This is a genomic window from Nannocystis pusilla (assembly GCF_026626665.1).
Taxonomy (GTDB): Bacteria; Myxococcota_A; Polyangia; order Nannocystales; family Nannocystaceae; genus Nannocystis; species Nannocystis pusilla.
This window is the reverse complement of record NZ_JAPNKE010000002.1, coordinates 4,082,942-4,108,510: the sequence shown is the minus strand read 5'-3', so window position 1 is coordinate 4,108,510 and position 25,569 is coordinate 4,082,942. Positions and strand designations below refer to the sequence as shown.

The following is a 25,569-nucleotide window of genomic DNA, read 5'->3' as shown; positions in this document are numbered from 1 at the left end:
CCCAAAACGCCATGAACGACGCCACCAGCATCCTCCCCGAGCACAACAAGGTCACCGAGCAGCTCGCCCGCCTCGCGCACCGCCTGAACGAGCTGCGGAGGCATCTTTGACTACGACGGCAAACGCGAGAAGTTGGAGGAGCTCGACGCTCAGACCGCCGACCCGTCGTTCTGGGGCAACAATGACCGCGCCCAGGATGTGCTGCGCGAGCAGTCGACGTTGAAGAAGGTCCTCGCCGACCTCGACGACGCGCAGACCCGCTACGACGACGCGCAGACGCTGTACGAGCTCGGCCGTGAAGAGGGCGACGACGCCAGCATCCGCGACGCCTGGTCGGCGCTCGAGACGCTCGACCAGCGCGTCGGCAAGATGGAGTTCCGCCGCATGTTGTCGGGGCCGCACGACGACAAGGGCGCGCTCGTCACCATCAACGCCGGCGCCGGCGGGGTCGACAGCCAGGACTGGGCCCAGATCCTGATGCGCATGTACCTGCGCTGGGGCGAGCGCCACGGCTTCAAGGTCGAGGTGCTCGACGTCCAGGACGCCGAGCAGGCGGGCATCCGCAGCGCCGAGCTCGAGATCACGGGCGAGTTCGCCTACGGCTACCTGCGCTCGGAGATCGGCGTGCACCGGCTGGTCCGGATCTCGCCGTTCGACGCCAACGCGCGCCGCCAGACCAGCTTCGCCAGCGTGATGGCGCTGCCCGACCTCGGCGAGGACGAGATCGACATCGAGGTCAACGAGGCCGACCTCGAGGTCGACACCTTCCGCTCGAGCGGCGCCGGCGGTCAGCACGTCAACAAGACCGACTCGGCGGTGCGCCTGCGCCACTTGCCGACCGGCATCGTCGTCGCTTGCCAAGTCGAGCGCTCGCAGCACAAGAACAAGGCCACGGCGATGCGCATGCTCAAGGCCAAGCTGTGGGACCTCGAGCAGCAGCGCCGCGAGGCCGAGCGCGAGCACCTGCAGGGCGAGCGCAAGAAGATCGAGTGGGGCAGCCAGATCCGCTCGTACGTGCTGCAGCCGTACCAGCAGGTCAACGACCACCGCACGGAGCTGAAGAGCTCGGCCGTCCACGCCGTGCTCGACGGCGACCTCGACGAGTTCATCGAGGCGTACCTCCTGCAACAGTCGCAGTCGTCCGCGGAAGCGCCGTCGTGAGTCGTCCTCGTCCCGCCGCGTCGTCCCGGGCGGAGGCTCCGCCGAGCCTCCACTGGCAGATCGCGTGGCGGCACCTGCGAGCGGGCGATCGCCCGCCCTCGTGGGCCTGGCCGGCCGTCGGCCTGGCCCTCTACTTGCTCGTGGTCGGCGGGGGCTTCGTGCTCTACGCGCTCTACGGCTTCTCGCCGGTCGAGGCCGGCCTGCCCGAGCGCGTCGCCCTCGACTCGAGCCTCGTCGGCCTCGGCTTCGACCCCACCACCGACCTGCCGCCGCCGGCGCAGGCCTACTTCGGGGTCCTCGGCGCGATCACCCTGCTGCTCGGCGCGGGCCTGTTGCTGGGCGCCGTGCTGTCGCTGGTGTTCACGCTGCTCGCCACCGTCATCACCGTCAGCGTCATGCTCGGCTGCATGGCGCTGGTGGTGGTGCTCAGCCTCATGACCGGCCTCGAGCTCGAGCTGCGCGACAAGATCCTCGGCCAGCGCGCCCACATCCGCGTGGCTTCGGCCGACGGCCGGCCGTTCGCGGACTACCGCGACCTCGCCAAGGCGATCGCCGACAAGCCCGGCATCCTCGGCGCCAGCCCCTACCTGCAGGGCGAGGTCATGGTCCGCAGCGGCTTCCAGCGCCAGGGCGGGATCCTCCTCGGCATCGACCCCGAGCTGCACCGCAGCGTGTCGAACCTGCCCGACATCATGCGCGAGGGCGACTACGAGTTCCTGTCGCACCCGGAGAAGATCCCGGAGTCGGAGTTCGGCTTCGAGATCACGCCGGTCGAGCCGCCGCCGGCGCAGGCCGACGCGGACGCGCCGAAGGAAGGGCAGGGCGCCACGGCCCTGCCTCATGTGACAGGTGCCGAAGGACATGTCCCCGAGGACAAGCCCCAGCTCGTCGACGACGATCCCGACGAGGGCTGGGAGGACCCGGAGGTCGAGATCCCGGCGCTGCGCAAGAAGGGCGCGCTGCCGCCGGCCAAGGCCGAGAAGCCGGACGTCGTGAAGCCCATGGGGGTGCCGACCTCGCCGGCCGCGGCGATCCCGACCATGCCGCGCAGCCCGTTCGGCGTCGTCTCGGTCGGCGACGAGGACGAGGGCTGGGAGGACCCGGAGGTCGAGATCGGCAAGCTGCGCGCGGCGGGCAAGCTGGCGCCGGCGCAGCCCGAGGCCGCGCCCGAGCCCGAGCCGGCCCCCGAGGTCGTGACGGAGCTCGAGACGCCGACCGACAAGCCGCTGGTCGACGGTCTCCTGATCGGCGCCGAGAAGGCCAAGGAGCTGGCGGCGCGCACCGGCGATCAGGTCCAGCTGATCACTCCTATTGGGCGCATGACCCCGGCCGGCCGGATCCCCGGCGTCATGGCCGTGCGGATCGCCGGAGTGTTCGACGCCGACCACTACGACTACGACCGCTGGCTGGTGTACGCCTCGCTGCCGGTGGCCCAGGCCTTCCTCCGCGCCGGCGACCGCGTCACCGGCCTCGAGGTCAAGGTCGACGACATCGAGCAGCTTGACGTCCGCAAGCAAGAGGTCCAGGACGCGGTCGACGCCGCCGGCCGCGACGACCTCCTCGTCCAGGACTGGCAGGAGCTGAACCGCAGCCTGTTCTCGGCGATGGCGCTGGAGAAGATCGCGGTGTTCGTCGCGCTGCTGTGCGTGATCCTGGTCGCCTCGTTCGGCATCCTCGGCTCCAACTTGATGAGCGTGATCGAGAAGTCGAAGGAGATCGCGATCCTCAAGACGATGGGCTGCACCGACTCGCTCATCCAGCGGATCTTCATCTCCGAGGGGCTGTGCCTCGGGATCCTCGGCGGAATCCTCGGCATCGCCACCGGCATCGGCCTCTGCGGCCTGCTCGATCGCTTCGGCCTGCCGCTCAGCGGCTCGCTGCAGAGCTTCGAGCAGCTGCCGGTCGCGATCGACGCCTTCGAGGTCGTGCTCGTCGGCGTGTCGTCGCTCGTCATCGTCTGGCTGTCGAGCCTCTATCCGGCGCGGATCGCCTCGCGCATGCGCCCGGTCGACGCCCTGCGACAGGCGGAGCGATGAACCTGCCGCTGCGGGTCGCCTGGCGGCACCTGCGGACGCGCCGACCGCCGCGCTGGACCCGGGCGGTCGGCGCCGCCGCGCTCGTGCTGGTCGTCGCCGGCGCGTCCGCGATCGTCTGGTCTTTCGGACAGCCGCCCTCCGAGCCCGGCCTCGAGCTGTCGCCCGCCGACCTGGCGTACGTCATCGGCAGCTTCGCCGCCGCGATCGGCCTGCTCGTGTTCAGCTTCGCCGCGACCGTCCGCGGCTTCACCCTGCTGGTGGCGATCACCGGCTACTCGGTGGCCCAGGGCTGCGCGGCGCTGGTGCTGGTCTTGAGCCTCCTGGGCGGCCTCGAGGGCGACCTGCAGCGCCGGCTGCTCGGCCACCGCGCCCACCTCCGGATCGCGCCGCCGGCCGGCTCCGAGATCGTCAACCCCGAGCCGCTGGTGACCCGCGTGCAGGCGGTGCCCGACGTCGTCGGCGTCAGCCCCGAGCTCGCCGGGCCGATCATGATCCGCAGCGGCTTCGGCCGCGCCGGCGTCAACCTCGTCGGCGTCGATCCGGCCCTGCACGCGACCGCCTCGGGCCTGCCGGACGAGGTCGTCGAGGGCGACTACGCCTCCTTCGTCGACCCCTCGCGGCTGCCGCGGCGCCCGTTCCCGTTCATCGACGCCGCGGGGGTCGTGTCGACGGATGACCCTTCGGACATGCCCGATGAGACAGGGTCCGAAGGCCCGGTCGAGGCGCCGCCCGCCGACGAGCACGGGGACGCGACGACGGTCGCCGAGGCGAGCGAGGACTCGGGCGGCTGGGAGGACCCGGCGCAGGAGATCCCGCGGCTGCGCGCCGAGGGTAAATCCCGCCGGCCCGCGCCCCGGCGCCCGCACCGTCGCCCGCTCCCGAGGAGGATGACGGCGGCGGCTGGGAGGACCCGGAGCAGGAGATCCCGCGGCTGCGCGCGGAGGGCAAGATCCCGCCCGCTCGCCCGCCGGTCGCCGAGGCGCCCGCCGAGGCGCCGTCGCTCGCCGAGCAACTTCCGCCTCCCCCTGATTTGCCGGCCGCCGAGCCCGCGGGCGAGCCCGTCGGCGAGGACGAGCCGCGGACCGTCCCGGTCCTCCTCGGCATCGAGCTCGCGGCCGAGCTCAGCGTCAGCGCCGGCGACCCCGTACAGCTGATCACGCCCGAGGGCCGCATGACCCCCGCCGGGCTGGTGCCGGGCGTCCTTCAGGCCCGCGTCGCCGGGGTCTACGCCACCGGCGTCTACGACGACGATCGCGACTACGCCTACGTCCCGCTGCCCGACGCGCAGGCGTTCTTGCGGGCGCCCGGCGCGGTGACCTCCATCGCCGTCCGCCTGGGCGACCCCGACGCGCTCGCGGCGGCCAAGTCCGGCGTCGTCGCCGTCGCCGGCCCGGAGCTGGTGGTCGAGGACTGGCGCCAGATCCACCGCGGCCTGTTCTCGGCGATGTTCCTCGAGAAGGTCGCGATGTTCGTCGCGCTCTTGTTCGTGATCCTCGTCGCGGCCTTCGGGATCCTCGCCACCAACATGATGAGCGTCATGGAGCGGTCGGCCGAGATCGCCATCTTGAAGGCCATGGGGGCCCGCGATCGCCTGATCGCCACGATCTTCGCGCTCGAAGGAATAATCGTCGGCGGCGTCGGTTGTGTCGGTGGGATCGCCGCGGGTCTGGCCCTGTGCGCGTGGTTCAGCGAGCGCGGCATCCCCCTGCGCAGCGACGCCTTCACCCTCGAGGCGTTGCCGCTGCACGTCGATCCGTGGGAGGTCGCGCTCGTCGCTGCCGCCGCGCTGGTGCTCGTGAGCCTGGCCAGCGTGCTCCCCGCGCGTGCCGCGGCGGTGCTGCGCCCCGTCGACGGCCTCCGGCGCGGCGAGTGACCCGCAACTCGCATTGACAGGGGAATGGGGCGCGTCTAGGGTTGCGCCCGCAACGGCCCCCATGAGTGCGAGTGCTGATCGAGCTGTAAGGCCCGCGGCGGCCAGCCCCGCGGGTTCTGTGGTGCCTGGCGCCACGCCGCTCGTGCGCGTCGTCAACATGGTCAAGGAATTCACGCACGGCGCCCAGGTGCTGCAGGTGCTGCGAGGCGTCGACCTCACGCTCGAGCCGGGCGAGATGGTGACGATCATCGGCGCCTCGGGGGCGGGCAAGTCGACCTTGCTGCACTGCCTCGGCACGCTCGACCTGCCGACGCGCGGCAGCATCTACTTCGGCGACACCGACATCACGCGCCTGTCGCCGCCGCAGCTGGCGAGCTTCCGCAACCAGACGATCGGCTTCGTGTTCCAGTTCCACCACCTGCTGGCCGAGTTCACCGCGCTGGAGAACGCGATGATGCCGGCGCTGATCGGGCGCGTCGCCGTGAAGGAGGCGCGCGAGCGGGCAGGGGAGATGCTCAAGGCCGTCGGCCTGTCGCACCGCCTCGCGCACCGGCCGGGCGAGCTGTCGGGCGGCGAGCAGCAGCGGGTCGCCATCGCCCGCGCGCTGGTCATGCAGCCGGCGCTGCTCCTGGCCGACGAGCCGACCGGCAACCTCGACACCCGCACCAGCGACGAGGTGCACGACCTTTTGTTCCGCCTCAACGACGAGCGGAAGATGACGCTGCTGATCGTCACCCACAACATGGAGCTTGCGCGCCAGGTGCCGCGCCAGATCCGCATGGAAGACGGGCGTCTCGTCGACGATCAGCGCGGCCCAGGTCGCGCCCGCGACGAGCGGAGCGCCGCGAAAGCCCCGTGACGGAGCCTCGCCTTCACAGCTCCGCGCGCGGAGAGCCGCTCCGCGTGTCGCTGACCCGCCGCCGCCCGTGGTCCCGCGCGCTGGCGCTGCTGGTGTCCGCGCTGATCTGTCTCGTCGGACAGGTCTCCGTCGCCATGCCGAGCATGGCCGACATCGGCAGCGAGTTCTTCTTCCGGGCCGCCGCCGCCGGCGTGCCGCAGGAGCTCTACGGCCAGCCGATCGTCGACATCCGCTTCGAGGGCAACCGCCGCGTCGAGAGCGAGGCGATGATGCTCGAGCTCGAGAGCCACATCGACGCGGTCGTCAACCCGCGCAACCTGGCGACCGACATCAAGCGCCTGTGGGGCCTCGGCAAGTTCGACGACATCCGCGTCGAGGGCGAGCTGACGCCGTCGGGCGTGGTGCTCACCTACGTCGTCAAGGAGCGGCCGACGATCCGCAAGATCGTCGTCGAGGGCAACAGCAAGATCAAGCTCGACGACATCAACGAGCAGCTCGACCTCAAGCTCAACGCGATCCTCGACGTCGGCGCCGTGCGGGCCAACGTCGAGAAGGTCAAGCAGCTCTACGTCGAGAAGGGCTTCTTCCTGGCCGAGGTGACCTACGGCCTGCGTCCGGTCGAGGACGAGGTCGGCAAGGTCGACATCCAGATCGTGATCAGCGAGGCGGCCGAGACCATCGTCCGCAAGATCACCTTCATCGGCAACCAAGCGTTCACCGACGACGAGCTGCGCAAGCACATGATCACGCGCGTCGGCGGCTACCTCAGCGTCGTCACGAAGAAGGCCGGCGGCGTCTTCAACAAGGAGGCGTTCGCCGGCGACTTCCAGATGTTGAAGCAGTTCTACACCGACAACGGCTACCTCGACGCCAACGTCAAGGACCCGGAGCTGAGCCTCAGCCCCGACCGTCGGTTCGTCTACGTCACCGTGCCGGTCGACGAGGGCCCGCAGTACCGCGTCGGCAAGATCCGCGCGAAGGAGGTCCTCGGGCGCGGCGAGAAGGCGCTCTACAACGAGAACGTCCTGGCCGACTCGATCACCCCCGTGATCAAGGAGGGCGACGTCGCCTCGATGGGGAAGATCCAGACGATCATCCAGGACATCGAGCGCCGCTACAAGGACGCCGGCCACGCCTACGTCAACGTCATCCCCGACGGCCGCCAGGACCGCGAGAACCTCAAGCTCTACATGACGCTCGAGGTCGGCAAGGGCCCGCTGGTCTACGTCGAGCGCATCAACATCAGCGGCAACGACAAGACCGCCGACAAGGTCATCCGCCGCGAGATGGCGCTGCGCGAGGGCGACCTCTACGCCGAGAGCGGCAAGGAGCAGTCCGAGTTCAACGCGATGCGACTCGGCTACTTCAACCAGGTCACGATCTCGACCAGCAAGGGCAGCGCCGAGGACAAGATCGTCCTCAACGTCGAGGTGACCGAGCGCCTGACCGGCACGTTCCAGGTCGGCGCCGGCTTCAGCACGATCGAGAACTTCGTGCTGCAGGCGCAGATCCAGTACGACAACTTCCTCGGCCGCGGCACCACGGTGACGCTCGTGGCCCAGATGTCGAGCCTGCGGCGCCTGTTCAACCTCGCCTACATCACGCGCTACTTCCTCGACTCGCGCTGGAACTTCTCGTTCAACATCTTCAACTCGCGCAACGTGTTCCCCGGGTTCTCGCGCGAGAGCACCGGCGTGCGCCTGTCGTGGGGTTACCCGATCCCGCGGATCCCGAACCTCATCCTGTTCGCCGGCTACTCGTTCGAGTACATCAAGGTCGGCTTCGGCAACTTCGGCTCGTTCGGCGGCTACTACGGCGGCGGCGCCGGCCTGTTCACAGGCGGCGCCTACTCGACGCTGTACAGCGGTCAGGCGCTGATCTCGAACCTGTTCAACAACGGCATCACCTCGGCGATCACGGCCAGCCTCCGCTACGACACGACCGACAATTACCTGTTCCCGACCGAGGGCATGCGCCACGAGATCCGGGCCGAGTTCGCCAACAAGTACTGGGGCTCGCAGAACCGGTTCAACCGCTACGACGCCAACTTCCGCTTCTACTTCCCGATCATCCGCAGCAAGCAGGCGTTCCGCGCCTGGCTCGTGTTCAAGACCCGCCTGCAGGTCGGCTTCATCCACAGCCCGCAGGACAAGGGCGTGCCGGTGTTCGAGCGCTACTTCCCCGGCGGTATCTTCGGCGACGGCGGTATCCGCGGCTATCGCCTGCGCAGCCTCGGCCCGGCGATCAAGGTGCTCGGCAGCTCCGACCCGACGGCGACGCTCATCCCGTACACGATCGGCGGCAACCTGCTGACCGCGCTGAACCTCGAGCTCGAGTTCATGATGGTCCCGCCCGCCAACATCAAGGGCGTGGTCTTCATGGACATCGGCAACGCCTACAACACCGAGCCCCTGTACTGCGTCGAGGCCAACCCGGTCGAGCAGCCGAAGAGCGACCCGTGCACGCTCCTGCGCCCCGGCGCGCCCGGCTTCCTCAAGTCGCTGCGCCGCTCGGTCGGCTTCGGCTTCCGCTGGCAGTCGCCGATCGGCCCGCTGCGGTTCGAGTGGGGCTTCCCGCTCGACCGCCTGCCGCCCACCGAGTTCTATTACGGCGATGAACCGGTCGTCTTCGAGTTCAACGTCGGCAACAGCTTCTGAGAATTCCCGCCAGGCCCGGTTTGCGGCGCGCGCAGCGGCAAATCGGGTGAGCTAGGCCACAACCTGACGTGCGCTCCAGGTCCGCAGGCCGCATGAATGCGGCTGTAAGTCCGCGCGTCCGAGGCCAGCCCGGTTGCCCCCCTGCGCGGCCCCGGCTAAGGTCCCGCCCGTTATGCCCTCTACCTCGCGCGTTCTCCTCCTCGCAGCGGCCATGACAGCCGGCGTGCTCGGCGCCTCCCCGGTCGCCGCCGCGCCGGCTGCCACGCTTAACGCCCTCAAACAGGTCGCCCTCGTCGACCTGCAGCGCTGCCTGCTGGAGACCACGCAAGGCACCAAGGGCAAGAAGGACCTCGAGTCGGTGTTTGCGAAGGGTCAGTCGCAGCTCGACAAGAAGACCGAGGACCTCAAGAAGAAGTACGAGGACCTGATGGCCAAGCGGGCGATGCTCTCCGACGAGGAGATCGCCAAGCGCCAGCAAGAGCTCGTGGTCAAGGACCAGGAGCTGCAGCAGCTCTACGCCCAGCTCCAGGAGGACGTGGCGACGAAAGAGGCGCAGCTCACCGAGAAGATCTACAAGAACGTCGCGGCCATCGTGAAAGACATCGCGGCCGAGGAGGGTCTTCAGATCGTACTGGTCCGCTCGCCGGCGACGGTCCTGTACGCCAACCCCAAGCTCGACATCACCAACCGCGTGATCGTCGCCTACGACAAGAAGCACAAGTGACTCACCTGAAGGATCCCGCCATGTTCACCCCCCAGCGCCGTTTCACTCGCCTCTTGTCCGCCGCTGCCGTCGCGCTCGCCTTCGTCGGCGGCGCCGGCCTCGCCCCGGGCGCCGTCACCTCCGCCCAGGCGACCATCCCGCAGATCCGCGGCGTCGCCGTCGTCGACATGCAGAAGGTCCTGGGCGACACCAAGCAGGGCCAGGCCGCCCGCAAGAAGCTCGAGGACAGCTCCAAGGCCAAGCAGGAGAAGCTCGAGCAGAAGCGCAAGAAGCTCGAGGCCGACACCGGCAAGCTCAAGAGCCTCCAGGGCGACAAGCTCGCCGCCGCCGAGGAGGCGCTGCAGAAGGAGTACATGGAGATGCAGCAGATCTACATGACCATGCAGCAGGAGCTCACGCAGCAGGAGTCGCGTGTCCTCGAGGACATCTACAAGAACTGCCAGACGATCATCGACAAGCTGGCCGCCGAGAAGAACGTCGACCTCGTGCTGATCCGCGACGACTCCACCGTGCTGTTCGTCGAGCCGGGCCTCGACATCACCGCCGAGCTGGTCAAGCGCTACAACGCCAAGTACCCGTCGTAAGCCGCTTCGGTTCGCTCGTCCCGGGCTCGCGCACGCACCTGCGCGCCCGGGACTTTCGCGTTTAAGGCCGGCGTGGCGCTCGCCCCGGCCGGGCGGTGGGCGCGGCCGCGGCGGCCTGATAAGCTAGCCGCCGACCGATGCTCCTCGACGCCGTCCAGATCCAGAAGATCCTGCCGCACCGGTATCCCTTCCTCTTCATCGACCGCGTGCTCTCGGCGACCCCGGGCGAATCGATCGTGGCGCAGAAGCTGGTGTCGATCGGCGACCCGATCCTGCAGGGACACTTCCCGGACTATCCGATCCTCCCGGGCGTGGTCCAGGTCGAGGCGATGGCGCAGGCGGCGGTCGTGCTCGCCAACCTGTCCGGCGTGTTCGACCCGGCGCTGCACAACTGCCTCTTCCTGGGCATCCAGGAGGCGAAGTTCCGGGGCCGGTGGTCCCCGGCGACGTGCTGACGATCGAGGTCAAGGCGCAGCGCATGGGCCGGATCGGCAAGTTCTCCGGCGAGACCCGTGTCGGCGATCAGGTGAAGAGCTCGGGCGTCTTCACCGCGATCATCGACCCCAAGCGCAGCGACGCCGGGGGCGCTGCGTGAAGATCTTCGCGGTGGGCGTGGCGCTGCTGCTCGCATCCTGCGCACAGCGAGACGTCCGCGGCCTCGCGCGCGCGAGCGAAGCCGCCGCCGGTGCGGTTCGCCGCGGCGACGCGAAGGAACTGTCGAGCCACGTGCTCGTCGGCGCGCGCGCGCGTGTGGATTACGCGGCGGTCCTGGGCGACAAGGCGGCGCGGCAGCGCTGGGCGAAGTCGTTGAAGAAGCCGGAGGAGATCCGCCCCCGGGCGGTGGTGTTCCTCGCGCCCGACGCTCCGGTCGACGTGCGCTGGACGCCGCGCGGCTGGGTGTTCGCCGAGGACCCGACCCTCGTATACGACCAGTCGACGCCTCGCGCGGCGTTGCGGAGCCTGGTGCGGGCGAGCCTGCAGCGCCGCTGGGACGTGCTTCTGGGCCTCGCGCCCGAGCGTTACCGGCTCGGGCTGTCGGAGGACGATCTCCGTGCGGCCTGGACCGAGGGCGAGCATGCCGACGCCTTGCAGACGGCCCGCGATCGCCTGGCGGCCCGACTGGGCGATCCCATCGTCGCCGACGCGCACGAAGCCGTCCTCGACCTGGGGAACGCCGAGGTCGCCCGACTCGAGCGGGAAGGCACCCGCTGGGTCGTGGTTGACTTCTGAGTTTGTCGCCACGACCGCGTCGGGGCAAGGTCGTCAGCGCCGCCTGGGCTCAATTCGAGCGTCGTAGACCTGGCTCCGGTGTACGCCTGGCGCACACTGGAACAGCGCTCAACGGCGCGAAGACAATTCTTGCCAACAAGCGTGGCGGCGTTAGTCTCAAACGTAAGGTGGCGAACCAAGATTCAGGCGCTCCGAACCGGATGGTGGGCACATCAGGGTCGAAGCTGCATGGGGAACGAGCCACCTCGTTCGTGGGGAGGATTGGTACTCCCCGCGAGGAGGCGGTGCAAGCGCCGACCTCGTGAGCTTTGAAACACACAGCCCGGTAGCTTATTCGGATTTCTGGCGAAAAAGGCAGGTGTTCATGCGACCAGCCCTCGAGAAGCAGAAGCAGGTCCCTGGCAAGAAGATCCCGGGCAAGCGGACTCCGACGCTGCAGATCGAGCTCGAGCTGCCGCGAGTGCCCACCGACGAGCTCGATGAGCGTCCTTCGCCGCCGGAGCCGTCGGAGCGCGGCGTGGCCATCGTCGACTTCTACGTCTGAAGAAGTTTTTCGCGCGAGGTTCGGGGTGCTTCGGGGCCGAGGCACCCCTATTTTTTTTGTCTGCGGCCGAGCGACCTCAACGCTGTAAATCTTCGCCAGACGCTCCGTACCGGCCGTTGTGTGCTTCCCGCAGAGGGAGCCCCCTGGTAGCGTGGAGGACATGGCGCACGAGATCGAAGCAGCGGTGGATTCGACGGTGGTCCAGGACGATGCCGAGCCCATGCGGCACTCGGGTTTTCGGCTGGTCGTCCTGAACGGCGAGCTCCGCGGCCGCGAGATTGATGTCACCCAGGATGTCGTCCAGCTCGGCAAGTCACGCCAGTGCGACGTGGTGTTGCCCGACGAGTCGGTGAGCCGAATCCACGCGGAGATCCGGCGGCAAGGCGACAGCTATCGGGTCCTGGATCAACAGTCCACGAACGGCATGTTCATCGGCGGCGTGCGGGTCAGCGACGGCTTCCTGCGCCCGGGCGATGTCCTCGGGCTCGGCAAGGTCCAGGTCCGATTCATGCCCAGGGACTCGCGTGTCGAACTTCTTCCTAGCGAAGCCGACAGCTTCGGTCCGGTCTGCGGACGCAGCCTAGCGATGCGCAAGATCTTCGGTGTCCTCGAGCGCGTGGCGGGCGCCGAGGCGACCATTCTCCTGGATGGAGAGACAGGCACCGGCAAGGCGCTGCTGGCTAGGGCCATCCACGATATCTCGCCGCGGCGCGACGGCCCCTTCGTGGTCGTCGACTGCGGTGGCACGGCCGCGGCTCAGCTCGAGGTGGAGCTGTTCGGCCACGAGGACCGTCGCGGCGCCTTCGAGCTCGCGCACGGCGGCACGCTGGTGTTCGACGACATCGGCGAACTGCCCGCGGACCTCCAGCCCAAGCTCACCCGGGCGCTCGAGAACGGCAAGGTCCGCCGCCACGGCGTGACCGAGGAGCTCGAGGTCGACATCCGCGTGCTGGCGACCGCGAGCCGCGGGCTGCGAGAGCAGGTCAAGTCGGGCGAGTTCCGCGAGGACCTGTACTTCCTGCTCGCCGTCGTTCACATCGAGGTGCCGGCGCTGCGCGACCGTCGCGAGGACATCCCGATGCTCATCGACCAGTTCTCGCGGCGCCTGCCTCCGGGCATGTGGCGCGCGCCTGGCCCCGAGGCCATGGCCCGCCTGGTCGGCTACGACTGGCCCGGCAACGTCCGCGAGCTCCGCAACGTGGTCGAGCGCTCGGCGTACCTGTCGCCGGACGGGGTCATCGACCTCATCACGACCGGCAACCTCGGGCGCGCCGGGCGCGAGCAGCAGGTCGCGTTCGACCCGACCTTGACGTTCCGCGAGCAGAAGGAACGCGCGGTCGAGCTGTTCGAGGAGACGTACCTGAACTGGCTGCTGCAGCGGGCCGAGGGCAACATCTCGCGGGCCGCCCGCGAGGCCGATATGGACCGCAAGTACCTGCACAAGCTGCTGCGTCGCTACGGGATCGACGCCAAGCAGTTCGCCGCAGGGCGGGGCGGGGCGGCTGGCGGGCACAGCGACAACAGCGACCCGGGCGTGTCATTGGCGTAATGGCGCGCTACCATGGCGGCGATGTCCTTCGCCGCCGACCGCGCCCCCGCCCGTGACGCTGGCGCGCGGCCCGAGCCCGCGCTCGCGTGGGTGCACGCTCGCGGAGCGCTCGACGTGAGCGCGCCGCGAGTGATGGCGATCGTCAACGTCACGCCCGACAGCTTCTTCGACGGCGGCAACCTGCTCGCGCCCGAGACCGACGATCCGAGCGTCAGCGTGGCGGCGCGGCTGTGCCGGACGTATCGCCAACAAGGCGCCGACATCCTCGACGTCGGCGGTGAGTCGACACGTCCGGGCGCGACGCCGGTGGCGCCCGACGTCGAGCTGCGGCGCGTGCTGCCGGTGATCCGCGGGCTGATGGCCGATGCAGATCTGGCCGGCGTGCCCATCAGCGTCGACACGCGCCACGCTTCGGTCGCTGCGGCGGCGATGGCGGCCGGCGCGGCGATCATCAACGACGTCAGCGGGCTCGCCGACCCGGAGATGGCGCGCGTGGCCGCCGACAGCGGGGCCGGGCTCGTCATCGGTCACCTGCGCGGCGAGCCGGCGACGATGATGCGGGAGATCCGGTTCGAGCGCGTGCTCGTCGAGGTCGCGGCCGAGCTCGGACGCGCCGTCGAGCGGGCGTTGCGGGCCGGCGTCGCCGCCGATCGGATCGCGGTCGATCCGGGCATCGGCTTCGGCAAGACGGCCGAGCACAGCGCGGCGCTGGTCGGCGCGTCCGACTACCTGATGCGAGAGACAGGTTGCCCGGTGCTCATCGGCGCCAGCCGCAAGGCGTTCCTCAGCGTGGTCGGCGGGCGCCCGCGGCCGGTCGAGGAGCGGCTCGTCGGCAGCGTGGTGGCGGCGGTGATGGCGGCGCTCGGCGGCGCGGCGGTCGTGCGCGTGCACGACGTCGCGGCCACGGCCGAGGCGCTGCGCGTGGCGTGGGCGATCCGCACCGCTTCGGCGGCGGCCCGCGACGAGGCGGAGGAGGTCGAACGGGGGCGATGGTGACGCCGCGGGACTTCATCGAGGCGCTCACGTGGCGCGACGGGCTCGACTTCGGGATCTTGCTGATCCTGGTCTACGCCGCGCTGCGCCTGCTCCAAGGGACACGTGCGGTGCCGGTGCTGCTGTCGGTCGCGGTGTTCGGGGGCATCGCCGCCGCCGCGAGCGCGCTCGACATGGTCGCGGTGGCGGCGCTGGTCCGCTACTTCCTCGAGTACGTCATCATCATCCTCATCGTCGTGTTCCATCAGGAGCTGCGGCGGATCTTGCTGCACATGGGTCAGCGGCTGCTGCCGCAGGGGCACCGCGACGCGGCTCGCAGCGCCGTCAGCGAGCTGGTGGTGGCGTGCGAGCGGCTGCAACGCGCGCGGCTCGGCGCGCTGTTCATCCTCCAGGGCGAGATCGACGTCCTCGACGTCGTCAGCGACCGCGGCCGCGAGATCGACGCGTCGCTGCACGCCGACACGCTGGTCGCGCTGCTCATCCCGTACTCGATCAACCTCACTCACGACGGCGCGGTGTTGATTCAGAACCTGCGGATCGCCCGCGCCGGCGTCATCTGCCCGCTGACCCAGCGCGACCGGCTCGACCCGGCGTTCGGCACGCGTCACCGCGGGGCCATCGGTGTCAGCGAGGAGAGCGACGCGCTGGTCGTCGTGCTCAGCGAGGAGCGCGGCGAGATCCGCACCGTGCATCGCGGCGCGATCTCCGAGCCGTTGACGCCCGAGCAGCTCGAGGAGCGGATCACCCGCTGGCTCGACCAGCCGCGCGCCGAGGCGTCGCGGCCCGCGCCGCCGAGCGAGAGCCTGGCGGTCGCCAAGGGCGCGGCGCGCAGCTACATGGACCTGCGCAAGGCCGGCGACAGCGGCAGCGACATGACGGCGGTGCGGAAGCGCGGCAAGGACGGCGCCGCGGCCGACGAGAAGTGGAACGACAACGACTTCCTGCACGCGCCCTCGGTGGCCGACTTCCCGCCGGCCGCGCGCAAGGGAGGTGAGGGGTGACGCGCGCGCTGCGGTGGCTCTACGGAGCCCTGTTCAACCATCTGCTGACCAAGCTGACGGCGCTCGTGCTGGCCAGCGGGTTCTTCGTCTTCACCCGCGACGACGTCACGCGGCGCTTCACGATCCCGCTCAAGGTCAACACCGACCCGCGGCGCGTGCTGCAGACGAAGCTGCCGGACACGGTGACGGTCGAGCTGCACGGCTCGTGGGCGCGGATGAATCGGCTGTCGAGCCACGACCTCGGCAGCGCCCAGCTCGACCTCGCCGGCGCGCGTCCGGGCCCGCTCGAGCTCGACCCGGCGACGATCGTGATGCCGCCGGGGGTGATCTTCCGCGGCATGGACTACGAGAAGGTCGACCTGCGCTTCGACCCGGTGATCGAGCGCGCGGTGCTCATCAGCGCCGCGGTGCGCGGGCTGGTCCACCCGGACTACGAGCACACCGGCACGCGCGTCGACCCGCCGCGCTGGCGCGTCCACGGCGGCAGCAAGATCGTCGGCGAGCTGGCCAACCTCAACACCGACCCGATCGACGTCAGCGGAGCGACGAGCGACGTCGAGATGGTGGTGGGCCTCGGACAGCTGCGCGAGGGCGCGGAGTACACCGGTGTGGCGCCGGGCGAGGTGCCGAAGGTGACGGTGTCGGTGGCGATCCGGCCGAAGCTCAGCGAGCGCCGCTACGAGGTCCCGCTGACCTGGCCCGTCGAACAGGAAGCGCCGTACGGGGCGCCGCTCAAGGTCGCCGCGGTGGTGCGCGGGCCGGTGCCGTCGCTGCGGCAGATCGACGCGATCCCGAGCGCGGTGGTGGCGACGGTGCAGCTGCAAAAGCCGCAGGAGGACGCGCCGTCCGGCGCGGTGATGGTCGATCTGGGGCTGTCGGAGGCGGTGCCTCCGGCGCTGCGAGCCAACCTGACCTTGGAGCCAGGTCAGAGCGGATCATCCTTCCGCCTCCGCCCGCCGAAAAGCCGCTGGACGGCGCCGGTCGCGGCCATTAGAAAGAGCGCATGGCGAACGAACGTCGGTTGTTCGGCACCGACGGGATCCGCGGCCCCGCGGGCGTCCCGCCGATGACCCCTGAGATCGCGCTGCGGCTGGGCATGGCCGTGGCGGCCCACTTCGGTCGACGCGGCAGCGTCGTCATCGGCAAGGACACGCGCCTGTCGGGCTACATGTTCGAGACGGCGCTGGCCGCCGGGGTGTGCGCGATCGGGGCCGAGGTGCTGCTGGTCGGGCCGCTGCCGACGCCCGGCATCGCCTACATCACGCGCTCGATGCGGGCCGACGCCGGCGTCGTCATCTCGGCCAGTCACAACCCGTTCGCCGACAACGGCATCAAGCTGTTCGCGGCCGACGGCTTCAAGCTGCCCGACGACGTCGAGGCGCACCTCGAGCAGCTGATGGAGCCCGGGGCGGTCGACGAGCGAGTCGCCCGCGGCCGCGAGATCGGCAAGGCCGCGCGCATCGACGACGCGGCGGGCCGCTACCTCACCCACCTCAAGCACAGCTTCCCGTCGTCGCTCGCGCTCGACGGCCTCAAGATCGTCGTCGACTGCGCGCACGGGGCCGCTTACAAGGTGGCGCCCACGGTGCTGCGCGAGCTCGGGGCGACGGTGATCCCGATCGGCGTGACGCCCGACGGCGTCAACATCAACGACGCGTGCGGGGCGGTGCATCCGCAGGCGATGTGCCGCGCCGTGGTCGAGCACGGGGCCGACCTCGGCATCGCGCTCGACGGCGACGCCGATCGCGTGGTCTTCAGCGACGCGAAGGGCGCGGTGGTCGACGGCGACGCGATCCTGGCCATGTGCGCGCTCGACATGCACGCGCGCGGCGCCCTTCGCGGGGCCGCGGTGGTGGCGACGGTGATGTCCAACATGGGCCTTTCGCGCTGCCTGGCGGGCAGCGGGATCGGGGTGGTGCGCACGCCGGTCGGCGACCGTTACGTCGTCGAGGCGATGGTCCAGGGCAGCTACAACCTCGGCGGCGAGCAGTCGGGCCACGTGGTCTTCCTCGACCACGGGACCACCGGCGACGGCATGGTCGCGGCGCTGCAGGTGCTGGCGATCATGCAGCGCAGCGGCCGCTCGCTGGCCGACCTGGCCGGGGTGATGACGCGCTACCCGCAGCTGCTCAAGGCGATCCCGGTCGCGCGCAAGGTCCCGCTCGACCTGCTGCCGGAGCTCGGCGCCGTCGTGCGCGGGGCCGAGGCCGAGCTCGGCGACGACGGCCGCGTGTTGGTCCGCTACTCCGGCACCGAGTCCAGCCTGCGCGTGATGCTCGAGGGCCCCGACCTCGCCCGGCTCGAGGAGCTGGCCGGGCGGATCGGCGAGGTCGCGCGGCGCGAGCTGGAAGCGCCCTGATCTTTCAGACATGTCCGTGCGGGCATGTCCGTTCAGTCATGTCGCTTTGGACCTGCCCCTGAGGGCATGCTGCTCGGGCCCGTTCGCACGGAGGTGCGAGCGCGGCTGTCGCGGCGAAGTCGTGTCTCGGTGATCCGCGCGCGCGAGGAGCGGAGGCTCCGGCTCTCGCGCGGAGGAGCGCCGTGCTCTCGCGCGGAGGAGCGCCGTGCTCGGCCCGCTGCCCTGGCGTGGGTCGGGCACGCGCGGGGAGCGACGTGCTCGGCCGTGGCCGTGGCGTGGGTCCGGGCGCGCGCGGAGGAGCGACGTGCTCGGCCCGGGGCCGTGGCGTGGGGTCCGGGCGCGAGCGGGGAGCGACGTGCCCGGCCGGGGGCCGTGGCGTGGGGTCCGGGCGCTTCGGCCCGCGGTCCTGGCCGGGTGCCAGGAGCGCGGGCCTGCGTCGTTTCCTGCGAGAGCGGGGCGGCTCGGCGCCCGCTCCTGTCTTCAGACCTTGAGGTTCGGCAGCGGGCCGACGCCGTCGTCGCCGAAGCCGTCCACCGGCACGCCGAACATCTCGGCGATCGAGATGAACAGGTTGGAGAGCGGCGGGGTCTCGCCGTACTTGACGTGGCGTCCGGGCGTCAGCTGACCGCCCGCGCGGCCCGCCAGCAGGACCGGCAGGTTGTTGTGGTTGTGGGCGTTGCCGTCGCTGATCTCCGACGACAGGAACACCACGCAGTTGTCGAGCAGCGTGCCATCGCCCTCGGGCGAGGCCTTGAGCTTCTGCAGCAGCTTGGCGAACTGGACCATCTCCCAGCGATCGATGATCTCGAGCTTGGCGAAGTTGTCCGGGTTGTCCATGTGGTGCGAGATCTCGTGGTGCGACCCCTGAGCGCCGATGAACGAGTAGTCGCGGTAGCTGCCGGCGTTCTCGAGCATGAAGGTGATGACGCGGGTCTGGTCGCACTGGAAGGCCAGCACCATCAGCTCGGTCATCAGATCGACGTGCGTCGTGAAGTCGGGGTAGGCGCCCGAGAACATCGCCGGCAGCTCGCACACCGCCTCGGTGTTCTCGGCGGTGAGGCGCTTCTCGAGGTCGCGCAGGCCGGTGAGGTACTGGTCGAGCTTGTCGCGGTCGGTCTTGCCGAGCTTCGTCTGCAGCGTCTCGACCTGATCGGTGGCGTAGTCGATGACGCTGAGCCGGTTGGCGCGCCGCTTGGCCAGCTCCTCGGCGGTCGCCGCGGGGTCGAAGCCGGAGAACAGCAGGTCGAAGATGACCTGCGGGTCGTACAGCTTCGGCAGCGGGGTCTTGGAGTCGGCCCACGAGATGTTGCTGGTGTAGGCGCAGCTGTAGCCGCTGTCGCAGTTGCCCATGGTCGCGCCGTTGGCGGTCCCGAACTGCAGCGAGCGGTGCGGCGTGGCCTCGCCGATGGCGTTGGCGAGCACCTGGTCGATCGAGATGTCGTTGTTGATGTCGGTCTCGGACTTGGTGACGTGGGTGCAGGTCAAGAACGCCGAGGTGCCGCCCGCGTGGTCGCCCGGACCTTCGGGCTTGGCGGGCAGGTTCTGCAGGCCGGTGAGGACCATGACGTCGCCCTTGAGGTCGACCATGGCCTGCGGGTCGACCAGCGGCGAGAGGATCGGCGTGATCTCGTAGCCCGGGCCCTCGGTGGCGGGCGTCCAGGACTGCATGTGGATCCCGTTCGGGAGGTAGTAGAAGAGGGCGCGCAGCGGCGGGGGCTCGGGGTCGGCCCCGCGAGCCCGCCGTGCGACGGGCGCCATCGCCTCCAGCCAGGGCAGGGCGATCAGGGCACCAGCCCCGCCCAGGAGGGTACGGCGCGAGAGAGAAGCGACGCGGCATCGTGATGTCTCCGGAGAATGGGGTGGTGAGGTCACATCGCGGGGTCGCCGCGGCGCATGCGGAACGGCTCGCTGGTGACGAGCGAGACGACGAGGTCGGAGAAGCGACGGTCGTTGGCCGAGAAGGTCTCGGTGACGCCGTCGAGGTAGGGGATGTCCTTGAGCCCGACGGCCCGGCCGAGCGCGTAGATGAAGGTCTTGCGGGCGACGCAGCGCAAGAAGTCGGGCTCGTCGGCGATCAGCGTCTGCATCTCGAGGCCGTTGGCGAACGGGGTGCCGTTGGGCAGCGTGCCCGAGGCGTCGATCGGCAGGCCGTTGTCGAGGTCGCGCCAGGCGCCGAGCGGGTCGTAGTGCTCGAGGCCGAAGCCGAGCGGGTCCATGGTGACGTGACAGCTGATGCACTCGGGCTTGTCGCGGTGCGCCTCGAGGATCTCGCGCTGCGTCTTGCCCTCGACCGGGTTCAGCTTGGTGTCGACGCCGGGCGGCGGCGGCGGCGGGACCTGACACAGCAGGCTCTCCAGCACCCACTTGCCGCGCTTGACCGGCGAGGTGTGGTCGGCGTGCGAGAGCACGGTCATCAGGCCGGCCTTGTTGAGGATGCCCTGGAACGGCCGGTCGCCGAAGTCGGCCGGGACGAACTCGGCGCCGAACTGACCCTCGATGCCGTAGTGCTGCGCGAGCGTGGCGTCGACGAAGGTGTCGGTGGCCGTCAACATCTCGAGCATGTCGCGGTCTTCGGAGAAGAAGGCCTCGGCGAACAGGCGCATCTCGGTCCGCATCGACTCGCGCATGGCGTCGTTCCACTGCGGGAACAGGGCCACGTCCTTGAAGGCGACGGCGATGTTGCGGATGAGCCACCACTGACCGGCGAAGTTGTCGATCAGCGCGCGAGCGCGGTCGTCGGCGAGCATGCGCCGGGCCTGGGTCTCGAGCACCTTCGGGTCCTGCAGCGACCCGGCGGCCGCGGCGGCGAACAGCTCGTCGTCGGGCATGCTGCTCCACAGGAAGTACGACAGGCGCGAGGCGAGCTCGAAGTCGCTGAGCGGGTGCGGCGTGAGGTCGGTCGGGGCCGCGTCGAGCTCGACGCGGTAGATGAAGTAGGGCGAGACCATCACGGCCTGCAGGGCGATGCGCAGGCCGGCCTCCCACGTCTCGCCGGCGCCCTTGGCGTCGCCGATGAACTTCATCAGCGCGTCGAGCTCGGCGCCGGTGACCGGGCGTCGCCAGGCGCGCTCGGTGAACTTGGTCAAGATCTCGCGCAGACAGACCTCTTCGCCGTCGACGTTCGGGTCGCACACCATGATGCGCGTGCGCAGCGGGTTGTCGCCGTCGGGCAGGTTGATCGGACCCTCGACCTTGAACCAGTCGACCAGCAGGTTGCGGTCGGCCATGTTCGGCTCGTCGTAGTAGTCGTTGGTGAACTCGACGGCGAACTTGTGCACGCCGGCGGTGGCGTCGATCGTGACCTCGTAGACCTGGGCGCCGTTCTGCACCGCCTCGACGTCGAACATGCCGACGGGCGCCTGGTCGACGGTGAGGTTCATGTGCGGCAGGTCGGGCCCCGCCTGCTGGCCCCACACGCGGGCGCTGAACTTGTACTGGCCGTCGTAGGGCAGCTCGATGGTCTGGTACACCTCGCCGTTGCTGTAGAGGTTCCAGGCCTCGCCGGACGCGCCGCCGACGGAGGCGAGCGCGTCCTCGGCCTCGATCTGCCAGGAGCCCGGATCGGTGATCGGGATCTCCATCGCCTCGAGGATCAGACCTTCGGCGGCCCGCTCATAGAGCTCGGCCTGCAGCGGCGAGGTGCTGAGGACGTCGGAGATGTTGTCGAAGCCGAGGCCGAAGTCGTCGGCCGGGAAGCTGTCGGCCGGCCGCTGCGCGGTGCCGAGGAGGTCCCGGACGGTGTTGTTGTACTCGGTGCGGTTGAGCCGATGCACGGTCACGCGCCCCGGGTCCGCTTCCTCGCCGCCCTCGGTGGGATCGCCGGCGGTCGGATCTTCGGTCTCTCCCGCGGTGCCCTCGGTAGGCCCCCCGGTCGGCGAAGTCATCGTGTTACCAGCCGTGGCCGGCTCGTCGGTGTCGTTGGCGGTCGGGCTGCTCGGACAGGCAGCCAACCACGAGCCCGAGCGCGGCCCCGAACCAGGGGCGGTGCGTTTGCCTCGTCATCAAAGCCTCAATCGGGCAAGGCCCGCCGGCTGTCAACTGACGCCGAAGCCCGCACCTTCGTGGTCACCCGTCGCGCGCGATCGCGTCGCAGAAGGCCCGGGCCAGCCTGATCGAGGGGTCGGCCTTGCACGGGTACGGGGGCCACGAGTACCTTGAAGTCCTATGTTACGCGCTTGTAGACGGTGGGGGTTGGCGACACGAGCGATTGTTTTTGCGCACCTGATCAGCGGCTGCTTCGCCGTCAAGATCGACACGACGGACACGCTCTCGACCTCCATCACGACCGATACGCTTACGGACACGCTGACCGATACGCTGCCGACGACGATCACGACGCCGACGACGATCGACCCGACCGACACCGGCCCGACGACGATCGAGCCGACCGACACGCTGCCGACGACGATCACGACGCCGACGACGATCGATCCGACCGACACCGACTCGACGATCACCGACCCGACCTTCACGACCATCTTCACCGACCCGACCGTCACGTCGGTGACCGTGACGGTGACGACGGAGCCGCCGACCGACTGCGGCAACGGGATCGTCGAGGACGGCGAGGAGTGCGACGACGGCAACTCCTCCGACACCGACGAGTGTCCGACGACCTGCAAGACCGCGGTGTGCGGCGACGGCTTCGTCCGCGCCGGGGTCGAGGTGTGCGACGACAAGCTCAACGACAACTCGTACGAGGGCTGCGCGCCCGGCTGCTCGGCGCTCGGGCCCCGCTGCGGCGACAACGTGCTGCAGGCGGACGAGGGCGAGCTGTGCGACGACGGCAACCAGACGGCGGGCGACGGCTGCAACGCGTGCCTGACGGAGAACTTGCCGGGCGAGTGCGGGCAGGCGGTGGCGCTGGCGCAGCCGGGTCGCAACGTGGCGTCGCAGGTGGAGGAGGTCGAGTGCGACCTCGGCCTGCCGGCGGAGGGTCAGTGGTCGCGCTTCGTCGGCTCGGCGGGCAAGCGCATGCCGACCGCCGCGCCGCCGCAGTTCTCGTGCGGGACCCACGCGCCGGGCTGGCTGAACGGCGCCGAGCCGGCCCCCGCCGACGGGGTGGTGGCGCGCGAGGTCTGCTTCCACTGGGAAGACGAGACCTGCCACTTCAAGGTGCCGATCGCGGTGCAGAACTGCGGGCCGTTCATCATGTACCGCCTGCCGACGCCGCCGACCTGCGCGCTGCGCTACTGCGGGGTCGACTGACGGCGAGGTGATTCAGGACATGCCTGAACGGACATGCGCATCGGGGCATGTTCGATCGGGCATGTCCTTGGCGACATACGGAGGACGACGAGCCGCGACGCCCCGTCGCGCTCGCCGCCTACGTCACCTGGCGCAGGCCGAGGACCACGATCGTCAGCCAGCCGGCGAGCAGGCACAGGCCGCCCAGCGGAGTGACTGCGCCGAGGACCCGCGGACCGCCGAGGGTGATGGCGTAGAGGGTGCCGGAGAAGACGGCGATGCCGGCGACGAACAGCGACATGGCGACGCCGTGGAGGCCGGTCGGCTCGCCGCGGGCCGAGAGGGTGAGGGCCCACAGCGCGACGGCCAGGAGGACCACCGCGTGCAGCTGCTGGTAGTGCGCGCCGGTGTGCCAGATCTCGAGCTCGCGCGGGCCGACGCGGTCGCGCAAACCGTGGGCGCCGAAGGCCCCGGCGGCGACGCCGAAGAAGCCGAGGAGGCCGGCGAGGATGATGCCTGTCTTTGCGGTCATGGTGACTCCGTGGGCAGGGCCGTCGGCAAGGCCGCGATCTCGGCCTCGATCCAGCTGCGGAAGTTGAGCTCGCGGCCGTCGGGCAGGCGGACGAAGTAGGACCGGCCGCCGAAGAAGGTGCGGCTGCCGATCTGGTCGAGCCAGGCGGGCAGCTCGTCGAGGCCGCGGCCAAGCCAGCGCGACTTGGTCTCGAGCATGGCGGCGAAGTCGAAGCCGCTGTAGCGCTTGCGGCTGCCGTCGGACTTGACCGACACGAAGTCGTAGTCGCTGGTGCGGACGAGGGCGATCGCGGCGCGCACGGGCGGCGAGATCACGGCCTCCTCGGCGGCCTGGCGCTCGGCGTCGCCTTCTTTCTTCTTCTCGCGCTCGACGTGGCGGTCGGAGGCGTTTTTCAGGAAGGACTGGAACTTCTCGTCGCAGGCGGGCCCGGCGGCGGCGGTCACGGCGACCGCGAGGGCCAGCGCACGCGGCGAGACCGGCCGCAGGCGGGCGGTCGCAGGCGCGGAAGGAGCGGCGCGGCGCGTCACGCCTGGTAGGCTACCACGCACCGTGCAGTCCCACGCGAGCGACGACCTCTTCGAGCGCGCCTGGCAACGCGACCCCACGCTGGTGCCGCTGGCCGAGCGCATGCGGCCGCGCCGCCTCGACGAGGTGGTGGGTCAGACGCACTTGCTCGGGCCGGGGAAGATCTTGCGCCGGATCGCCGACACCGGGCGGGTGCCCAGCCTGATCTTGTGGGGCCCCCGGGGACGGGCAAGACGACCCTGGCGCGGCTGCTGGCCGAGCACACCCAGAGCGCGTTCTGCGTGCTGTCAGCGACCTCGGCCGGAGCCCGCGAGCTGCGCGAGGTGGTCGAGGTCGCGCGCCGACGGCGGGCCCACGAGGGCCGCGGGACGCTGCTGTTCGTCGACGAGATCCACCGCTTCAACAAGGCGCAGCAGGACATCCTGCTGCCGCACATCGAGGCGGGGGTGTGCTCGCTGGTCGGGGCGACCACCGAGAACCCGAGCTTCGAGGTCAACGCGGCGCTGCTGAGCCGGGTGCGGGTGCTGCAGCTGCGACCGATCGAGGTCCGCGACCTGGTCGCGCTGCTGCGGCGCGCTGACCGACGAGGAGCGCGGGCTCGGGGCGCGCAAGCTCGAGGCCGAGGACGGGCTGCTGGCGGCGATCGCCCACACCGCGCAGGGCGACGCCCGGCGGGCGCTCGGGTCGCTCGAGCTGGCGGTCGACCTGGTGCCCGAGGGCGAGACGCGGCTCAGCCGAGAGATCGCGCAGCAGGCCGTCGGCGGCCGCGCGCTGCGCTACGACAAGGCCGGCGAGGAGCACTACAACGTCGTCTCGGCCTTCATCAAGAGCATGCGGGCCAGCGACGCCGACGCGGCGGTGTACTGGCTCGCGCGCATGCTCGAGGCCGGCGAGGACGTCGACTTCGTGGCCCGGCGGATCGTGATCTTCGCCGCCGAAGACGTCGGCAACGCCGAGCCGCAGGCGCTGCCGGTGGCGGTGGCCGCGTCCCAGGCGGCCCACCAGATCGGCATGCCCGAGGCGGTGCTGCCGCTGACGCAGGCGGCGCTGTTCCTGGCCCTGGCGCCGAAGAGCAACACGGCCCTGACGGCCTACGCCAACGCGCGCAAGGACGTGCTGCGCGCCGGCAGCCTCGAGGTGCCGCTGGCGGTGCGCAACGCCGTGACGCCGCTGATGCGGGAGGCGCAGTACGGGGTCGGCTACAAGTACCCGCACGATTTCGAAGGCGGGGTGGTGCCGGGCAACGAGAGCTACCTGCCGGAGGCGCTGCGAGGGCAGCGCTACGCCCATCCGGGCCCGCGCGGGTGGGAGGCGGCCGCGTGGGCGCGCCTGCAGCAGCTGCGCGAAGGGACAGGCGAGGGCGGGGAGCCGGGCCTGCGGGCGAGTGAGAGGTGGGGCGGCGAGCGATAGCCTGCCCGAAGAGACAGGTACGCACAGGTCGAGCCTGCCTGGAGGGACGGGCGGGGCTTGGCCCTCTTCTGTCGAGAGGGACAGGTGATTCGAGGCTGAGCTGCCCGGAGGCAGCGGCGGGCGGAGGTCGGGGCTGTCCGGAGGGACAGGCGTAGCGGAGGTCGAGGTCCGGAGGGACAGGCGGGCAGGGGGGGAGGCTGTCCGGAGGGACAGGTGGGCGAATTCGAGGTTGTCCGGAGGGAAAGGCGGGCTGAAGTCGAGACTGTCCGGAGGGACAGGCGGGCGAGGTCGAGGCTGTCCGGAGGGACAGGGGGGCAGGAGTCGAGGCTGTCCGGAGGGACAGGC

At 70.3% G+C, this 25,569-nt stretch carries 23 protein-coding genes and 1 pseudogene; 20 read left to right on the top strand and 4 right to left on the bottom strand.

What is annotated here, in order from left to right; genetic code table 11:
- The first annotated feature begins 11 nt into the window (after positions 1-11).
- The 17 genes from prfB (at position 12) to glmM (ending at position 17,570) form a co-directional block, all read left to right on the top strand.
- Positions 12-1,161 (top strand): peptide chain release factor 2 gene (gene prfB / locus OV079_RS18015; RefSeq protein ID WP_267770033.1). Its coding sequence is split into 2 segments (ribosomal slippage): positions 12-98 and positions 100-1,161, totalling 1,149 coding nucleotides; the frame shifts between segments, so codons are not numbered across the junction.
- Positions 1,158-3,197 carry an FtsX-like permease family protein gene (locus OV079_RS56035; protein WP_267770032.1) on the top strand — a complete coding sequence of 680 codons (2,040 nt, stop codon included), beginning with the start codon at positions 1,158-1,160 and terminating at the stop codon, positions 3,195-3,197. The genes prfB and OV079_RS56035 overlap by 4 nt, the downstream gene beginning before the upstream one ends.
- Positions 3,194-4,351 (top strand): hypothetical protein, encoded by a 1,158-nt coding sequence (locus OV079_RS18005; protein WP_267770031.1) that lies wholly within the window; start codon positions 3,194-3,196, stop codon positions 4,349-4,351. The genes OV079_RS56035 and OV079_RS18005 overlap by 4 nt, the downstream gene beginning before the upstream one ends.
- Positions 4,352-4,368: 17 nt before the next feature.
- Entirely contained in the window at positions 4,369-5,070 is a 702-nt protein-coding gene (locus tag OV079_RS56030) for an ABC transporter permease (RefSeq protein ID WP_338089088.1), read from the top strand.
- 157 nt (positions 5,071-5,227) lie between these two features.
- Positions 5,228-5,929, top strand: a complete 702-nt coding sequence (locus tag OV079_RS17995) for an ABC transporter ATP-binding protein (RefSeq protein WP_267778579.1) — start codon at positions 5,228-5,230, stop codon at positions 5,927-5,929.
- Between the two features lie 44 nt (positions 5,930-5,973).
- Positions 5,974-8,586, top strand: a complete 2,613-nt coding sequence (gene bamA / locus OV079_RS17990; protein WP_267770030.1) for an outer membrane protein assembly factor BamA — start codon at positions 5,974-5,976, stop codon at positions 8,584-8,586.
- A gap of 223 nt (positions 8,587-8,809) precedes the next feature.
- Positions 8,810-9,310 (top strand): OmpH/Skp family outer membrane protein, encoded by a 501-nt coding sequence (locus OV079_RS17985; RefSeq protein ID WP_267770029.1) that lies wholly within the window; start codon positions 8,810-8,812, stop codon positions 9,308-9,310.
- A gap of 20 nt (positions 9,311-9,330) precedes the next feature.
- Complete coding sequence (locus OV079_RS17980; RefSeq protein ID WP_267770028.1) at positions 9,331-9,894, top strand: OmpH/Skp family outer membrane protein; 564 nt, start codon at positions 9,331-9,333, stop codon at positions 9,892-9,894.
- 137 nt (positions 9,895-10,031) lie between these two features.
- Entirely contained in the window at positions 10,032-10,349 is a 318-nt protein-coding gene (locus OV079_RS17975; RefSeq protein ID WP_267770026.1) for an ApeP family dehydratase, read from the top strand.
- Positions 10,328-10,489 (top strand): hotdog family protein, encoded by a 162-nt coding sequence (locus OV079_RS17970; RefSeq protein ID WP_267770024.1) that lies wholly within the window; start codon positions 10,328-10,330, stop codon positions 10,487-10,489. Before OV079_RS17975 ends, OV079_RS17970 begins: the two co-directional genes overlap by 22 nt.
- Positions 10,486-11,124 (top strand): hypothetical protein, encoded by a 639-nt coding sequence (locus OV079_RS17965; RefSeq protein ID WP_267770022.1) that lies wholly within the window; start codon positions 10,486-10,488, stop codon positions 11,122-11,124. Before OV079_RS17970 ends, OV079_RS17965 begins: the two co-directional genes overlap by 4 nt.
- A 364-nt stretch (positions 11,125-11,488) precedes the next feature.
- Positions 11,489-11,668 (top strand): hypothetical protein, encoded by a 180-nt coding sequence (locus OV079_RS17960; protein WP_267770021.1) that lies wholly within the window; start codon positions 11,489-11,491, stop codon positions 11,666-11,668.
- Positions 11,669-11,828: 160 nt separating this feature from the next.
- On the top strand, positions 11,829-13,217 hold the full coding sequence (locus OV079_RS17955) for a sigma 54-interacting transcriptional regulator (protein ID WP_267680006.1): 1,389 nt from the start codon (positions 11,829-11,831) through the stop codon (positions 13,215-13,217).
- Positions 13,218-13,238: 21 nt separating this feature from the next.
- Positions 13,239-14,213, top strand: a complete 975-nt coding sequence (gene folP, locus OV079_RS17950; RefSeq protein ID WP_267770019.1) for a dihydropteroate synthase — start codon at positions 13,239-13,241, stop codon at positions 14,211-14,213.
- Positions 14,207-15,211 carry a diadenylate cyclase gene (locus OV079_RS17945; RefSeq protein WP_267770018.1) on the top strand — a complete coding sequence of 335 codons (1,005 nt, stop codon included), beginning with the start codon at positions 14,207-14,209 and terminating at the stop codon, positions 15,209-15,211. Before folP ends, OV079_RS17945 begins: the two co-directional genes overlap by 7 nt.
- Positions 15,208-16,281: a YbbR-like domain-containing protein gene (locus tag OV079_RS17940; protein ID WP_267770017.1), complete on the top strand. Its 1,074-nt coding sequence runs from the start codon at positions 15,208-15,210 to the stop codon at positions 16,279-16,281. Before OV079_RS17945 ends, OV079_RS17940 begins: the two co-directional genes overlap by 4 nt.
- Positions 16,215-17,570, top strand: coding sequence for a phosphoglucosamine mutase (glmM, locus tag OV079_RS17935; RefSeq protein ID WP_267770015.1), 1,356 nt, complete (start codon positions 16,215-16,217; stop codon positions 17,568-17,570). Before OV079_RS17940 ends, glmM begins: the two co-directional genes overlap by 67 nt.
- Positions 17,571-18,050: 480 nt before the next feature.
- Here glmM and OV079_RS17930 read toward each other — a convergent pair whose 3' ends face one another.
- Positions 18,051-19,328: a DUF1552 domain-containing protein gene (locus OV079_RS17930; RefSeq protein ID WP_267770013.1), complete on the bottom strand. Its 1,278-nt coding sequence runs from the start codon at positions 19,326-19,328 to the stop codon at positions 18,051-18,053.
- Positions 19,329-19,438: 110 nt separating this feature from the next.
- Complete coding sequence (locus tag OV079_RS17925; protein ID WP_267770011.1) at positions 19,439-21,454, bottom strand: DUF1592 domain-containing protein; 2,016 nt, start codon at positions 21,452-21,454, stop codon at positions 19,439-19,441.
- 307 nt (positions 21,455-21,761) lie between these two features.
- On the opposite strand from OV079_RS17925, the gene OV079_RS17920 reads away from it, so the two are divergent.
- Positions 21,762-22,778 (top strand): DUF4215 domain-containing protein, encoded by a 1,017-nt coding sequence (locus OV079_RS17920; RefSeq protein WP_267770010.1) that lies wholly within the window; start codon positions 21,762-21,764, stop codon positions 22,776-22,778.
- Positions 22,779-22,896: 118 nt separating this feature from the next.
- Here the strand turns inward: OV079_RS17920 and OV079_RS17915 are convergent, their stop codons facing one another.
- Together OV079_RS17915 and OV079_RS17910 are read right to left on the bottom strand one after the other, a co-directional pair.
- Positions 22,897-23,289, bottom strand: a complete 393-nt coding sequence (locus OV079_RS17915) for a DUF423 domain-containing protein (protein ID WP_267770009.1) — start codon at positions 23,287-23,289, stop codon at positions 22,897-22,899.
- Positions 23,286-23,816 carry a YfeK family protein gene (locus OV079_RS17910; RefSeq protein WP_267770007.1) on the bottom strand — a complete coding sequence of 177 codons (531 nt, stop codon included), beginning with the start codon at positions 23,814-23,816 and terminating at the stop codon, positions 23,286-23,288. Before OV079_RS17910 ends, OV079_RS17915 begins: the two co-directional genes overlap by 4 nt.
- Before the next feature lie 207 nt (positions 23,817-24,023).
- On the opposite strand from OV079_RS17910, the pseudogene OV079_RS58115 reads away from it, so the two are divergent.
- Together OV079_RS58115 and OV079_RS17900 are read left to right on the top strand one after the other, a co-directional pair.
- Positions 24,024-24,383 (top strand): annotated as a pseudogene (locus OV079_RS58115) (AAA family ATPase); the annotation flags it as partial.
- Between the two features lie 7 nt (positions 24,384-24,390).
- Positions 24,391-25,224 carry an AAA family ATPase gene (locus OV079_RS17900; protein WP_338089087.1) on the top strand — a complete coding sequence of 278 codons (834 nt, stop codon included), beginning with the start codon at positions 24,391-24,393 and terminating at the stop codon, positions 25,222-25,224.
- Positions 25,225-25,569 lie beyond the last annotated feature (345 nt).

Bases quoted from the DNA above. Each gene is read 5' to 3' on its own strand.
- OV079_RS18005 (WP_267770031.1), top strand. From the start codon at position 3,194: ATGAACCTGCCGCTGCGGGTCGCCTGGCGGCACCTGCGGACGCGCCGA.
- OV079_RS56030 (WP_338089088.1), top strand. From the start codon at position 4,369: ATGACCCCCGCCGGGCTGGTGCCGGGCGTCCTTCAGGCCCGCGTCGCC.
- OV079_RS17995 (WP_267778579.1), top strand. From the start codon at position 5,228: ATGGTCAAGGAATTCACGCACGGCGCCCAGGTGCTGCAGGTGCTGCGA.
- OV079_RS17980 (WP_267770028.1), top strand. From the start codon at position 9,331: ATGTTCACCCCCCAGCGCCGTTTCACTCGCCTCTTGTCCGCCGCTGCC.
- OV079_RS17975 (WP_267770026.1), top strand. From the start codon at position 10,032: ATGCTCCTCGACGCCGTCCAGATCCAGAAGATCCTGCCGCACCGGTAT.
- OV079_RS17960 (WP_267770021.1), top strand. From the start codon at position 11,489: ATGCGACCAGCCCTCGAGAAGCAGAAGCAGGTCCCTGGCAAGAAGATC.
- OV079_RS17955 (WP_267680006.1), top strand. From the start codon at position 11,829: ATGGCGCACGAGATCGAAGCAGCGGTGGATTCGACGGTGGTCCAGGAC.
- folP (WP_267770019.1), top strand. From the start codon at position 13,239: ATGTCCTTCGCCGCCGACCGCGCCCCCGCCCGTGACGCTGGCGCGCGG.
- OV079_RS17945 (WP_267770018.1), top strand. From the start codon at position 14,207: ATGGTGACGCCGCGGGACTTCATCGAGGCGCTCACGTGGCGCGACGGG.
- glmM (WP_267770015.1), top strand. From the start codon at position 16,215: ATGGCGAACGAACGTCGGTTGTTCGGCACCGACGGGATCCGCGGCCCC.
- OV079_RS17930 (WP_267770013.1), bottom strand. From the start codon at position 19,328: ATGGCGCCCGTCGCACGGCGGGCTCGCGGGGCCGACCCCGAGCCCCCG.
- OV079_RS17925 (WP_267770011.1), bottom strand. From the start codon at position 21,454: ATGACTTCGCCGACCGGGGGGCCTACCGAGGGCACCGCGGGAGAGACC.
- OV079_RS17915 (WP_267770009.1), bottom strand. From the start codon at position 23,289: ATGACCGCAAAGACAGGCATCATCCTCGCCGGCCTCCTCGGCTTCTTC.